At 50.2% G+C, this 12,918-nt stretch carries 12 protein-coding genes and 6 tRNA genes; 3 read left to right on the top strand and 15 right to left on the bottom strand.

What is annotated here, in order from left to right; genetic code table 11:
• Positions 1 to 46: 46 nt before the first annotated feature.
• From tuf to rpsU, 10 genes are all read right to left on the bottom strand, one after another.
• Positions 47 to 1,234: an elongation factor Tu gene (gene tuf / locus F0L74_RS17310; RefSeq protein WP_149839145.1), complete on the bottom strand. Its 1,188-nt coding sequence runs from the start codon at positions 1,232 to 1,234 to the stop codon at positions 47 to 49.
• A gap of 70 nt (positions 1,235 to 1,304) precedes the next feature.
• A tRNA-Ser gene (locus F0L74_RS17305) sits at positions 1,305 to 1,374 on the bottom strand.
• 213 nt (positions 1,375 to 1,587) lie between these two features.
• A tRNA-OTHER gene (locus F0L74_RS17300) sits at positions 1,588 to 1,652 on the bottom strand.
• Between the two features lie 135 nt (positions 1,653 to 1,787).
• Positions 1,788 to 1,859 (bottom strand) — tRNA-Thr (locus F0L74_RS17295).
• Positions 1,860 to 1,963: 104 nt separating this feature from the next.
• Positions 1,964 to 2,036, bottom strand: a tRNA-Gly gene (locus F0L74_RS17290).
• 94 nt (positions 2,037 to 2,130) lie between these two features.
• A tRNA-Tyr gene (locus tag F0L74_RS17285) sits at positions 2,131 to 2,213 on the bottom strand.
• A gap of 41 nt (positions 2,214 to 2,254) precedes the next feature.
• A tRNA-Thr gene (locus tag F0L74_RS17280) sits at positions 2,255 to 2,328 on the bottom strand.
• A gap of 230 nt (positions 2,329 to 2,558) precedes the next feature.
• Positions 2,559 to 2,858, bottom strand: coding sequence for an HPF/RaiA family ribosome-associated protein (locus F0L74_RS17275; RefSeq protein ID WP_149839144.1), 300 nt, complete (start codon positions 2,856 to 2,858; stop codon positions 2,559 to 2,561).
• A 318-nt stretch (positions 2,859 to 3,176) separates the two neighbouring features.
• Positions 3,177 to 4,124, bottom strand: a complete 948-nt coding sequence (locus F0L74_RS17270; RefSeq protein ID WP_246197750.1) for a phage lytic cycle repressor MrpR family protein — start codon at positions 4,122 to 4,124, stop codon at positions 3,177 to 3,179.
• Positions 4,125 to 4,205: 81 nt separating this feature from the next.
• Positions 4,206 to 4,403, bottom strand: a complete 198-nt coding sequence (gene rpsU / locus F0L74_RS17265; RefSeq protein WP_149839142.1) for a 30S ribosomal protein S21 — start codon at positions 4,401 to 4,403, stop codon at positions 4,206 to 4,208.
• Between the two features lie 364 nt (positions 4,404 to 4,767).
• On the opposite strand from rpsU, the gene F0L74_RS17260 reads away from it, so the two are divergent.
• From F0L74_RS17260 to F0L74_RS17250, 3 genes are all read left to right on the top strand, one after another.
• On the top strand, positions 4,768 to 5,361 hold the full coding sequence (locus F0L74_RS17260) for a riboflavin synthase (RefSeq protein WP_149839141.1): 594 nt from the start codon (positions 4,768 to 4,770) through the stop codon (positions 5,359 to 5,361).
• Between the two features lie 70 nt (positions 5,362 to 5,431).
• Positions 5,432 to 6,415 carry an NAD(P)H-dependent flavin oxidoreductase gene (locus tag F0L74_RS17255; protein WP_149839140.1) on the top strand — a complete coding sequence of 328 codons (984 nt, stop codon included), beginning with the start codon at positions 5,432 to 5,434 and terminating at the stop codon, positions 6,413 to 6,415.
• Between the two features lie 168 nt (positions 6,416 to 6,583).
• Positions 6,584 to 7,306, top strand: coding sequence for a hypothetical protein (locus F0L74_RS17250; protein WP_149839139.1), 723 nt, complete (start codon positions 6,584 to 6,586; stop codon positions 7,304 to 7,306).
• 72 nt (positions 7,307 to 7,378) lie between these two features.
• Here F0L74_RS17250 and F0L74_RS17245 read toward each other — a convergent pair whose 3' ends face one another.
• The 5 genes from F0L74_RS17245 to F0L74_RS17225 form a co-directional block, all read right to left on the bottom strand.
• The gene (locus F0L74_RS17245) at positions 7,379 to 8,662 is read right to left on the bottom strand and encodes a DUF58 domain-containing protein (protein WP_246197749.1); all 1,284 of its coding nucleotides are present in this window, start codon (positions 8,660 to 8,662) and stop codon (positions 7,379 to 7,381) included.
• Between the two features lie 137 nt (positions 8,663 to 8,799).
• Positions 8,800 to 9,780 carry an AAA family ATPase gene (locus tag F0L74_RS17240; protein ID WP_149839137.1) on the bottom strand — a complete coding sequence of 327 codons (981 nt, stop codon included), beginning with the start codon at positions 9,778 to 9,780 and terminating at the stop codon, positions 8,800 to 8,802.
• Positions 9,781 to 9,782: 2 nt separating this feature from the next.
• A complete protein-coding gene (locus F0L74_RS17235; protein WP_149839136.1) occupies positions 9,783 to 11,018 on the bottom strand; it encodes a DUF4350 domain-containing protein in 1,236 nt (411 codons plus the stop codon).
• A gap of 12 nt (positions 11,019 to 11,030) precedes the next feature.
• Positions 11,031 to 11,882, bottom strand: a complete 852-nt coding sequence (locus tag F0L74_RS17230) for a DUF4129 domain-containing protein (protein WP_188316044.1) — start codon at positions 11,880 to 11,882, stop codon at positions 11,031 to 11,033.
• 23 nt (positions 11,883 to 11,905) lie between these two features.
• Positions 11,906 to 12,904: a stage II sporulation protein M gene (locus tag F0L74_RS17225; RefSeq protein WP_149839134.1), complete on the bottom strand. Its 999-nt coding sequence runs from the start codon at positions 12,902 to 12,904 to the stop codon at positions 11,906 to 11,908.
• Positions 12,905 to 12,918 lie beyond the last annotated feature (14 nt).

The raw sequence follows: 12,918 nt of genomic DNA, 5'->3' as shown, positions 1-12,918 counted from the left end.
ACAGCCCACTACTTGCAACTTACAACTATATTTCCAAGACCGTTAATTATTTGATGATCTCAGTAACCTGACCAGCACCTACGGTACGGCCACCTTCGCGGATAGCGAATTTCAGACCTTTATCCATAGCGATAGGCTGGATCAGTTTTACAGTCAGAGACACGTTATCACCAGGCATAACCATCTCAACGCCAGCAGGCAGTTCAACTTCACCGGTAACGTCAGTTGTACGGAAGTAGAACTGAGGACGGTATTTGTTAAAGAACGGAGTGTGACGGCCACCTTCTTCTTTGCTCAGTACGTAAACTTCGCATTTGAATTCAGTGTGCGGGGTGATGGAACCAGGTTTACAGATAACCATACCACGGCGGATCTGGGTCTTTTCAATACCGCGCAGCAGCAGACCAGCGTTATCGCCAGCTTCGCCTTCGTCCAGTATTTTCTTGAACATTTCCACACCAGTACAGGTAGATTTCATTTTTTCAGTCTGCAGACCAACGATCTCAACTTCCTCACCTACCTTGATACGGCCCAGTTCGATACGACCTGTAGCCACGGTACCACGACCAGTGATAGAGAATACGTCTTCTACGGACATCAGGAACGGCTTGTCAACCGGACGGGGAGGCAGGGGAATGTAAGAATCCACAGCGTCCATCAGTTCGTCGATAGCACCAACCCATTTAGCGTCGCCAGCCAGCGCGCCGGTAGCGGAACCTTTGATGATAGGAGCGTTATCACCGTCGAAGCCGTTTTTAGACAGCAGGTCACGGATCTCGATCTCTACCAGTTCCAGCAGTTCAGCATCATCAACCAGGTCAACCTTGTTCATGAATACTACTATACGGGGTACACCTACCTGCTTAGCCAGCAGGATGTGCTCCCTTGTTTGCGGCATAGGACCATCTGTAGCGGCAACCACCAGGATAGCACCGTCCATCTGCGCAGCACCAGTGATCATGTTTTTCACATAGTCAGCGTGGCCCGGGCAGTCAACGTGAGCATAGTGACGATTAGTTGTCTGATACTCTACGTGTGCTGTATTGATGGTAATACCTCTTTCTTTTTCTTCAGGAGCCGCGTCGATCTCGTCATAACCTCTCTTCTCTGCCAGACCCTTGTTAGCCAAAATGGTTGTAATGGCAGCAGTCAAGGTAGTTTTACCGTGGTCCACGTGGCCGATGGTACCAATGTTTACGTGGGGTTTATCCCGCTTAAAGGTTTCTTTTGCCATTGTATTTTCTTTTTAGATGGTTTGTAAAGATTGTATTAATAGTTGTTTTTAAAACTGTTTTACAAACTTGCGCAGTTGATGAGAATTGAACTCATTTCTTTTTCCGGTCGCGGAACTGCTCTGCCATTGAGCTACAACGCTTAGTCATAAAAACTTGATCAGCAGGCCGAAAAAGGTGATACTGAAACAATGTTTGAATCTGATGAACCTGTTTGGAGAAAATTGAACTTACGACTTCCCGCAAGCCGGGGCATAAAAATCGTATTTCTTTAATATCCTGTTTCAAAGATGCCGCCGCCTGAAAAACAAGCGCCGGCCATTTGATAAAAACAGTCGTCATAAGACTCTTGAGCTGTTGATGAGAATTGAACTCATGACCTCCCCGTTTCCACGGGATGCTCTTCCATTGAGCTACAACGCTAAAATTACTGGGCGATTGAGGAGTGCCTCCTTGTTTCGCCAAACTTACTGAGCTGTTGATGAGAATTAAACTCACGACCTTCCCGCTACCGCGGGGTGCTCTTCCACTGAGCTACAACGCCTAAACTTACTGAGCTGTTGATGAGAATTGAACTCACGACCTCTTCCTTACCAAGGAAGTGCTCTACCCCTGAGCTACAACAGCTTATATAATAATTTTTGAAGGCCGGTCTTACACGCTTTTGGTATGTAAGCGCCGGTGAATAATACTCTTTCGATCAGCTATTGCGCTTCAACAGCTTAAGTGTGAGCGGGAGACGAGGTTCGAACCCGCGACCTACAGCTTGGAAGGCTGTCGCTCTACCAACTGAGCTACTCCCGCGTATTATTTCCAAAAAAACATTTCCAAAGAACAAACCTCATTCAACAACTAAATTCCGCCTCTGCAAAAGGCAAAAGCGGAACTACTTTTGTTGTGGGCAGGAGAGGATTCGAACCTCTGAAGTCGAAAGACAGCGGATTTACAGTCCGCCCCATTTGGCCGCTCTGGAACCTGCCCGTAACATTCCCAATCCTCCCGCCGTGGGAGGATTATCAGGGAGCCAGCAGAGGGATTCGAACCCCCGACCCACTGATTACAAATCAGTAGCTCTGGCCAACTGAGCTATGCTGGCATACCAAGTATTTATGAACAAGAACCCGGTAAAGAGAGCGCAAAAATAACAGCTTTGTTGAAATCTCAAAATTGTTTTTTTACTACCCGGATATTCTTAAGATTCTACCTGATCAATTTGGGCTAAAATGCCCTACAGTAAAGAACTTTACTACCTTCGCCGACCCTCTTTTTGAATCGGGATGGCAAAGGTAGTAAAGAGGTTTTTACTTTCAAAATATTTTTCAGGATTTACTGAAATTTCTTCTCTTTTTGGCGCTTGATCTGATTTACAGCGGCTGCAAGGGCGAGATCGAAGGATTCTTCAAAGGATTTAGACTCGTGCTTTACAAATAGGTCGTGGCGAGGGATACGGATTTTTATCTCTGCTATTTTGTCTTTGATCTGGTGTGATAAGTTATCCAACTTTAAGAAAACATCCACGCTTACAATCCGGTCATAAAAATTGGTTAGTTTCTGGACTTTTTTGTTCACATGGTCAATCAATTTGGAATCCGCATCAAAATGCACAGTTTGAATTTGAACGTTCATGACACTAATTTTTTTAATATTTAACAATCTCAATTCGAACTGGTATACATCATTTCATAGGCTATTTTTTATGATGTTCAGGTAGGTGACAAACTCTATTACTAATATAGAGATTTTTGTTCGCTTTAGCACTTTAAATACTTAATAATTTGTTAAAGCGTGGCGTATTTAACATTCTCCGTTAGTAGTTGGGGACTGGCTTTCAGCCGGTAGCGCGGGTTTGCGCGTATTGGTAAACATAGCAGATCTACTACCCTGCTGAAAGCGATGAGTGCAGCGTGATTTTTTAGACGTGATGAACAGCTAACCGCTGATCAATCATGCCTTTGGGTGCGCCTGCTTAAACACATCCTTCAATTTTTCGATGGTATTATGGGTATACACCTGGGTAGCCGCCAGGCTGGAATGCCCCAGCAACTCCTTGATGGCATTGATATCTGCCCCGTTGTTGGTGAGATGGGTAGCGAAAGTATGCCGCAACACGTGCGGGCTTTTACGCGTAATGGTGGTGATCTGGTGCTCCGACAGGTAACCGTTTACTACATTGTACACATATTTGGAGTACAGCTTGCGGCCGTTCCGGTGGTTAACGATGAGTACCCCGGCGGCAAGTTCTTCCAGCTCTTTACGCTTGCGGGCGCTATAAGCCTGTACCTGCTGCAGCAGTTCCCGGCTGATGGGGATGATACGTTCCTTATTGCCTTTTCCCAGCACTTTGATGGTGAGATTGGCCGCGTCTACATGCCGCTCCTGCAAATTGATCAGCTCCGACAAACGGATGCCGGTATGGTACAGCAGCTCAAAAATGAGCCGGTGCGTTTGTCCTTCCAGGTCGTCTGCAAAGATGGGCAGATCTTCCTGCCCCCGGCGCATGCTGCGGTTATCTTCCACCGCCTGCATGCCCTTTTCGTCAATAAACCCCGGCAAACGGCGGCTTATCTTGGGCGCAGTGACCTTCACCATCGGCGTTTGCAGGACAAGGCCCTGCCGGACGGTATACTTAAAAAACGATTTTAATGCGGAAATTTTGCGGTTAACGGTGCGCGCCTGCTGTTGCTCCGCCATCAGCGCAGCCAGCCAGGAACGGATGTGCAGGTGGCTAATAGCGGAGAGCTCCGGTATCCCATCATACTGGGCCTGCAGGTATTCAAAAAACTGGTAGAGGTCCTGCCCGTAGGCAGCCACCGTATGGGCGGAATAACGCTTTTCCAGCGCAATGTAAGCTAAGAACCGGACTGCTACCGGGTGTGTGGGCTGCTTGCTCAAATACAAAAAATTGATGATTGTAAAGTTATTACAAAACCTTACAATCATCAAGTATTTTGAACGGCCGCTTCGGCAACCGGATTAATCTTCAAACTTGCCGTTGGCCATCTGCTGTTTGTAAACAGCTTTCAGCACCTGGTTACGACGCCTGATAGAAGGTTTGGTGAAGGACTGACGTGAACGTAACTGTAACAGTATACGCGCCTTCTCAAACTTCTTTTTGTATTTTTTAAGCGCCTTGTCAATGTTTTCGCAATCTTTGGAATCGATGATCAACATAATATATGCTCCTGATTTAAATATTTTTAAGGAAGGCAAAGATACGGGTTTGTTTTAAAAAAACAAACTTGATATACGGATGAGCGGAGGAGACAAGCAGCGGCAGGGCATTGGCGAATGAGCAGAGGAGACCGGCGGCGGCAGGCGTTGGTGGATGGCAGAGAGACAAGCGGCGGAGGCAGACATTGGCGACCAGGCAGAGAAGACAAGCACAGATCCAGCGGCAGAGAATGTGCGGGGATGCTGAGCTGCGAAGCTACAGCAGCAAAGACCCATGAAAATACAACCATGCAGACCGGAGCGACGATCTTAATCCGTTAATAACTATATTCGCGTGGATCATTTATTAGCAAATCAGCATATTATGTTTACGGGTATCATAGAATCATTAGGAGAGGTTGTATCTACCAAACAGGAAGGCGGTAACCTGTTGATTACCATTCAGTCCGCGCTCGCGCCGGAGCTTAAAATAGATCAGAGCATTGCCCATAACGGGGTATGCCTGACCGTAACCGGCATACAAGGCGCCAACTATGAGATAGTTGCGGTGGCAGAAACCCTGCAAAAGACCAATTTAGGCCAGCTGGCCCCCGGGCAGCAGGTGAACCTGGAAAGGGCCATGGTATTCAACGGGCGCATAGACGGGCACCTGGTACAGGGCCATGTAGACGGCGTTGGCGAGTGTATTTCCAAAACCCCGCAGGATGGCAGCTGGGAATACCGCTTCCGCTACCCCGTGGAATTTGCCTCCCTGCTGGTGGAAAAGGGCTCTATCTGCCTCAACGGCATCAGCCTCACCATATTTAATGTAACTGACCGGGAGTTTTCCATCGCCGTGATCCCTTACACTTACCAACATACCAATATATCTGCCGTAGCACCCGGCCACACCGTTAACCTGGAATTTGATATATTAGGGAAATATGTAGCAAGACAATTACAGGTAAGCGGCCGTTAGCAGACAAGGGCAGTCAGCCAAACCTGCCCGCCGGCTAAGGACCGTCAGCTGCCAGCTAAATACATCAGCCATGAATCTCCTCAACATCCAACACCCTATTATTCAGGCGCCTATGTTCCTTGTCAGCAATGAGGCCATGGTTAAAGCAGCCATGGACAACGGCATTGCAGGCACCTTCCCTTCCCTCAACTTCCGTAAGGAAGGCGAGCTCAAAGCGCTGCTGGAACGCCTGAACCAGCACCTGGCCAGCACGTCCAACGGCACATACGGGGTTAACCTTATCGTACAAAAGACCAATCCCCTGTACGTAAAACATCTCCAGGACTGTGTACAGGCCAAAGTACCGTTTTACATCACCTCCCTGGGTAACCCGCAGCAGGTGATTGAGGCCGCCCATAGCTATGGCGGCAAAGTACTGTGCGATGTGACCAACCTGCAGCACGCGGAAAAAGCCGCCAAAGTGGGCTGCGACGGTTTTATTGCCGTATGCGCCGGCGCAGGCGGACATGCCGGCCCCTACCCTATGCATGTACTGGTGCCGGCCCTGCAGAAAGCATTCCCGGACAAATTCCTGGTAGCCGCCGGCGGCATTGCCACCGGCCGGCAAATGGCCAGCGCTTTTGTGCTGGGCGCTAATGCCGTATCCATTGGCACCCGCTTTATCGCCAGCGCCGAAGCCGGCGTAAGCGACGACTACAAACAGGCCATCCTGGAATATGGGATGGAAGACATTGTATTAACGGAGCGCCTCTCCGGCACCCCCTGCAATGTGATCAACACCCCCGCTGCTAAAAAGATAGGTTACAAGCAGAACTGGTTTGAAAAAATGCTGAGCCGCAACCCACGCACCCGCAAGTATTTTAAGATGCTGGTGCAGGTAAGGGGCATGAAGAAGCTGGAACAGGCTGTACGCCCCGGCTCCTATCAGCATGTATGGAGCGCCGGCCAGAGCGTGGAAATGGTAGAGGATATCACCTCCACCCGGGAGATCGTGGAAAGGCTGATGCAGGAGCTGCATGCTACCATGCAGGAAGCCAGGAGCCTGCCGATCTAAAATCCCCCGTTCCCGGAACCAGTAATTAACCCACCGCGGGCCCTCATTCCCTGGAGAGCAACGCTTTTGGACAAAACAATCCCATTGCGGATAACAGCACCGGAGAGGGCGGCGCTAAAAACCGGCGCGTAGCACTGGTGAAGCTATAATATCCGTTATTTTTGCTGGATGGGATACAAGTGGAAGAAGCCGATAAAGAACAGCCTGTTGCTGCCGTTTTTATGCACGCCGTTGTTACTATCCGCCCAAAAAGCGGAAATAAGCGGAGTGGCTGCCTACTACGACAGTACCTCCATCGTGGAGCTGTATGATCAAACGCCCGTAGGACTGGAGATCACCTATAAAAACGGCGATACCCGCCAAACGGAAGGTTTTATGCAAGGCGATTACCGGTGGAAATATATTAAGGTCACCACCCCGGATGGCGTTTTCCGTAACGGCTACCTAAGTTTTGACCGGCATAAGGTGGCGCAGCAGCATTACCAGGTAAAACTGGAAGTAACCCTGCCCGAAGCAGCCGGCCAGGCGTTTGAGACCACCTTACAGCTGCCTTATATCACCGGTATCCGGTTTAATCATTATGCGGACAGCCTGAAAAGAGGTATCCATTTTTACCTGAATGTGGAAGCCCGTTTCAGTACGGGTAAAATATACCCGCTGGATACGGCTGCTGTGCGGTTCGAAACCTCTGCCGGCAAACTGCTGGGGCAAGACCTGCTGCTGCCGGAGGGCGATACCACCCGCTTTATTACGGTAAAAGCGGTATCCAGGACCAATCCCAAGCTGGCTATCAGCTCCGTAATACCTGTAAAGCAAAAACCGGATGATGACTCTATGATCATCAACGATGAAAGGGATGTACTGGATAAAAGGAAAAAGCGGAAGGGGTAGGCTGGTTAAAGAGATTAAAAAAGTCCTGCACGTGTAAGTGCAGGACTTTTTTATATCAAAGACTGAGTACTGCTAGATCAGCATCCTTGACTTCAATTCTAAATATTTATTGATCACCTGTACGGTCAGCTGCTGCGGGGTGCATAACAGCGACAGGATGCCATATTGTGACAATTCCCGTGCGATGAGGCGCTTTTCATATACAAACTGCTGGGCAATTACCTGTTTATAGATCCCTTCTACGCTGGTAGCGGATTGCTCCGTTACCTTTTTTAACGCGGTATTTTCGAAGAACACCACCAGCAGCAAATGATGACGCGCCAAACGGCGCAGATAGGGCAGCTGCCGGCGCATACCGGACGTGGACTCAAAATTGGTGAAGAGGATCAGCAGCGAGCGTTGTGACAGCGAGGTCCTTAAAGAGGCGCTTAGCTTTTCGTAATCGCTTTCCTGCCACTGGGTTTCCTGTGCGTACAGCATATCCAGCACTTTATTGAGCTGCGTTTTTTTGTTGCTGGCCGGGAGGATATCCATCTGCTGTGCGGTAATAGTAGCTACACCGGCTTTATCTCCTTTTTGCAGCACAATATTGCTGAAGATAAGGGTGGCGTTGACGGCATAATCCAGTAAAGTAAGCCCGTCAAAAGGCATCTTCATGGTACGGCCCTTATCTATCACGCAGTATACCTGCTGCGAGCGTTCTTCCACATAGGTGTTCACCATCAGGTTACCCCGGCGGGCGGTGGCTTTCCAGTTAAGACGGCGCACATCGTCACCACGGCTATATTCTTTGATGTGATCAAACTCCATACTATGCCCTACTACCCTTTTCTTGTGGATGCCCAGCTCCTGTAGCCGGTCTGCAAAGGATTGCAGCGTATATTCCCGCAGTTGCGCAAAAGCAGGGTAGGTTTTTACTACCTGCGGCTGTTCAAACACCAGCCGCCGTTTTACCAGGCGGAAAGGGCTGGCGGCAAATACATTGGTATTACCAAAATGGTAGGCGCCTCTTTCCAGCGGCCGTAAGGAAAAACGGAACTCATGACCGGCGCCGGGCTTTAGCCGCGCTTTGAGCACATGATTCCGCTGCTGGAACTGAAAGGGCAATTCATCCATTACTGACAGGAATACCGGGAAACGGAAGCTACTAAACACGCTGATACTGACCCCATTCTCATCCCCATTACTGAAACGGGCAGCCACATGGCGTTGCAGCTGCAACGGCGCGGCAGTGGAGAACAGCAATACCAGATCCAGCAACACCAGCACCAGCAATACCACAAACGCCAGCTGCGCTATAAAGAACAATGCCGGGAAAAAATAAGACGCCACAAACAGCAACACCGTGCTCCCCATGCTCAAATAGCACCGGACGCCAAAAAACAGGGAACGATATAGTGTTATAATATTCATGTTGCTGAGTCCAAAGGTGACGAATCGCCTGAAATAACCACTTCTATCACCATTAGTAATTAGTAATTAATAATTTGTAATTACCTGGGTACTTCTACCGCTTTGATGATCTGGGCAATTACTTCGTCCTCTGCGATGCCTTCCATTTCCCGCTCCGGCGTTAGCATGATACGGTGGCGCAGCACATGCGGCAGCATCTCCACGATATCATCCGGCGTTACAAAGTCGCGGTTACGCATGGCGGCTACGGCCTTGGCGCAGTTCATCACTGCCAGGGAGGCGCGGGGCGATGCCCCCAGGTATAAGGAAGCATTCACCCGGGTTTCCTGTACCAGGGCCGCTATGTAATGCAACAGCTTCTCTTCAATATGCACCTTACGCACCTGCGCCTGGAACTCCATTATCTGCGTGGCGGTCACCACCCGGTTCACCAGCTGTGTTACATCCGGTATACCATTATGCTGGTGCATAGCCTGCAGCATGGCCACCTCTTCTGCCAGGGCAGGATATTTTACTTCTATCTTGAACAGGAAACGGTCCAGCTGGGCCTCCGGCAGGCGGTAAGTGCCCTCCTGCTCTATGGGGTTCTGCGTGGCGATCACCATAAAAGGCAGCGGCAGCGCATGGGTAATGCCATCATTGGTCACCTGGCGTTCTTCCATCACCTCAAACAGCGCGGCCTGCGTTTTGGCGGGGGCGCGGTTGATCTCGTCTATCAGCACCAGGTTACTGAACACCGGGCCTCTTTTATATTCAAACTCCCGGCTTTGCGGGTTAAATACAGAGGTGCCCAGCACATCCGCGGGCATTATATCCGGTGTGAACTGTATGCGTGAAAAGTCTGCGTCCACACAACGGGCCAGCAGCTTAGCGGTGAGCGTTTTAGCCACCCCGGGCACGCCTTCTATAAGCACATGTCCTTGCGTGAGCAGCCCCGTAATTAACAGGTCCACCATCTGGTGCTGGCCGGCAATCACTTTGCCTATCTCCGCCCTTATGGCCTCTACTGCTTCGTAAAGGGTAGAAAGATCTGACCTGGTTTCAAAGGTGTTAACGTCCATCTCTATTTCGTATTTAGGTAAAATGCTTGTATACTCCTGTAAAATTGCGCCAGATAATCGTCACTGATGTATTCTGACAGGTGGATATGATGAATGCTATCCACGATCTCCTGAACGGCAGGCTGCGACATGCCGGATTTATGCGCCAGCGTATGGATGAAAGCCGTGTTCAGGTGTGCCGTATTCAGGTAAAACCGGTTACGTACATACTCTGTCCAATGCACGATCATCTTTTGCGCCAGGTTACGGTTATTACCCTGCTGATAATATAACTGGCCCAGGGTATCCGCAAACTCCAGGGAGTTGTTGGTGAGCAGTTCCCGGTCCGGGATAATGCGCTGCCGCCGTTTTCCTTCAAACAGCACATAGATCAGGACAAGCGCCAGGAACAGCCATAGGGCCCATCGCAGGCCCGGATAGCGCATGAGCACTTCCCATTCGCTGAAATCGCGGCGCGGGCCGTTCAGGTATTTATAATATTCGTCCCAGTAAATGCCCGAAGGATTATTGTAGGTATATGCTACCTGCTTTTCCAGCGATGCGATATTATACTGGTGCATTAAAAAATAGTTCGTGAGGCTGGAAGGGTTCAGCAGCAGGAACACATCTCCTTTACCATGGGAGATCCGTACAAAATTAGCATGCCGCCCGTCCGTACCCAGGATAGTGGTTTGCGCGGTATCCAGCCGCGTGAAATACGTACCGCGGTTAATATCCTCCTGGGTAAAGGAAGTATCCGGCGCCAGGTAAGGATTTACGTAATGTTGCCGGGTACCTTCCCGGTATAACCTGTCCAGGTCTGCGCTGTCTGTTATCGCGTCTGTTACCTCCACGCCCAGCCGCTCCTTCAGCAGGCTATCCGGGTAGTTCACGGCCAGGAACAGCTGGTTGCCGGTGCTTACAAACTGCAGCATATCCGCTACATCCTGCTCGCTGGGATAGAGCTGGTTGGCCACCAGCAGGTAGAGGATGCCCTCCCCTTTCAGGTAGCTGTCTTTCTTATAACTGCGGGCAAACGGTTTTGTCATCACCTTGGCCCGCTCGCCGTTATACAGGTGCTGCAGGCTCTGAAAAGCCACATAACACCCGCCCGGCTGTTTATCCTTATGGGAAAAGCTCTGCTGGGCCAGGTCCCACAAGTCCGTACTCTTGTCAGCCGATTGCTTGCCTGCTACCAGGAACAGTATCAGGCAAAACAGCAAGGGCACGCCTATGATGATGAGTAATTTCGGTTTCACTTTTTGGCTTCTCTATTGATTATCCACGGACCGCATGAACTGCCGGAACTGGCCATGGATCTGGTCAAATTGTTCTGTATTTACCGGCATCTCCCCATACCAGATATATTCATAGTCCCTGGTTAGCCGTGCAAATGGCTGGTACCAGGGGGTTTTCAGTAATCCGCGCAGGTAATCGGCATTCGTCTTATCCTTGCCCAGGGTGATGAGCTGCCGGGCTGCCATTACATATAACGCCTGCAGGTGCAGGTAACGTACCGCCATCCGGAAACGCCCGTTGGCAATAGCGTCCTGGATCTGTTTTTCATACCCTTCGCTGCCGCCGGTTTCCGCCGCCGCATCCGGCAGCGTTTCGTTCCATTGTTTTTTAAACAGCCGGAAGCCCTGCTGGCGCATAAAGTTGAATATCAGCAAGGCCAGACCACAGCCCAAACCGATGTACAATATAACACGGATACTATCCATGAAACCAAGCACATTCACAAGCGCGCGCAGGAGCCAGGGCGCTTCCACCTCTTTGGGCGCCTTTTTATGGTATTGCAGGTCCTTATCCGCCTTTAGCTGGTTGAAGATCTTTACGGGGATCTTACGTTCCACCAGGCTGCCGCTGCTCCACCATTCTTCTGTACTGTCTATATTCAGGGGGCGCTGCCGGTCCCAGAAATAATGGGTCTTTACTTCCTGTTCTTCATGACGGCCCGCAGTATCCTCCACCGGCGCTGCGGTATAGAAGCTGTCTTCCGCGGCGGCCGTATCCATGTACTGCTGGATAAGTGCCGCAGAGCTATCAACAGACTGCGCCAGCAGCAGCATGGGCAGTATGAGCCCTGCCAACAGCAGCCAGCAGCGTGCAGATCCCTGCATTATATGCCTGTATGAGGAAGTTATCATATTGCGGGCGTTGCTTTTTCGGGCTTTATCAATGCGCCCGTGTCACTGAGCCGGTAGCCTTTGCGTTGCACATATACCGGGTACACAATAAAATAACCTATTATAAAACTGAGCGAGACCAGTAGTATTAAGATACTGAGCCATAGCGGCATAGCGGTATGGCGGGTGACAAATCCTTCGAGGAAAGCCGCTATAACGATCACCGGTATGATGCTGGAGATCACTTTTACGCCGTCCCGGGCCGTTTTCTTCAGCGCGTCCAGCCGTTTGCGGGTACCAGGAAAAAGCAGGCCGCTGCCCATGATCATGCCCGCCGCGCCGGCAATTACAATAGCGGAGATCTCCAGCACCCCATGTATGCCCACTACCAGCACAGATTGCCAACCCAGGCCCCTGGCAAAAAAGAAGTATTCAAAAGAGCCCAGCATAATGCCGTTATGGAACAGGATCCACAGGCTGCCCACGGCAAATACGATCCCGCCCAGGAAACATTGCAGGGCTACGGATACGTTATTGTAGGCGATCTTTACAAACATGATCCACTCATTCTCGTTCTTATAGATGCCAAAGGGATCGCCGTTGCTGATGTTCTGCTCCGTCATGTTCACATACTCATCACTGAGCACGCCGCGGATAAAAGTTTCATCGTGCCCGGCAGAAAACGCGCCGGCTATTACAAACAGCAGGAAGTAAAGAAAGGTATATAGGAGTATGCGGTGATATTTGCGGATCACGAGGGGCAGCTCGTATTTAACAAAGTTCCGTACCCTTCCGGCGTCTGCACGGCGGTTGCGGTAGATATGCTGGTAAATGGCCGCGGCCATTCCATTGATATAGCGCGTAACTTTACTGAAGCTGTAAAAGGTCTTGGCATAAGCGAGATCATCCAGCAGACTGGTGAACCGTTCCGCCATTACATCCGGATCGTCACTGGGCTCCTGCTGGTATTGCTTCCACCGGGGCAGGTTCCTTTTAATGAAGGTGGATTCTCTCATGACTAACAAACATA

It is taken from the genome of Chitinophaga agrisoli, assembly GCF_008386695.1.
Taxonomy (GTDB): Bacteria; Bacteroidota; Bacteroidia; order Chitinophagales; family Chitinophagaceae; genus Chitinophaga; species Chitinophaga agrisoli.
This window is presented reverse-complemented; position numbering and strand designations above follow the sequence as displayed.

Bases quoted from the DNA above. Each gene is read 5' to 3' on its own strand.
- rpsU (WP_149839142.1), bottom strand. From the start codon at position 4,403: ATGTTGATCATCGATTCCAAAGATTGCGAAAACATTGACAAGGCGCTT.
- F0L74_RS17260 (WP_149839141.1), top strand. From the start codon at position 4,768: ATGTTTACGGGTATCATAGAATCATTAGGAGAGGTTGTATCTACCAAA.
- F0L74_RS17225 (WP_149839134.1), bottom strand. From the start codon at position 12,904: ATGAGAGAATCCACCTTCATTAAAAGGAACCTGCCCCGGTGGAAGCAA.
- F0L74_RS17255 (WP_149839140.1), top strand. From the start codon at position 5,432: ATGAATCTCCTCAACATCCAACACCCTATTATTCAGGCGCCTATGTTC.
- F0L74_RS17245 (WP_246197749.1), bottom strand. From the start codon at position 8,662: ATGGGGAGCACGGTGTTGCTGTTTGTGGCGTCTTATTTTTTCCCGGCA.
- tuf (WP_149839145.1), bottom strand. From the start codon at position 1,234: ATGGCAAAAGAAACCTTTAAGCGGGATAAACCCCACGTAAACATTGGT.
- F0L74_RS17275 (WP_149839144.1), bottom strand. From the start codon at position 2,858: ATGAACGTTCAAATTCAAACTGTGCATTTTGATGCGGATTCCAAATTG.
- F0L74_RS17240 (WP_149839137.1), bottom strand. From the start codon at position 9,780: ATGGACGTTAACACCTTTGAAACCAGGTCAGATCTTTCTACCCTTTAC.
- F0L74_RS17230 (WP_188316044.1), bottom strand. From the start codon at position 11,882: ATGCAGGGATCTGCACGCTGCTGGCTGCTGTTGGCAGGGCTCATACTG.
- F0L74_RS17250 (WP_149839139.1), top strand. From the start codon at position 6,584: ATGGGATACAAGTGGAAGAAGCCGATAAAGAACAGCCTGTTGCTGCCG.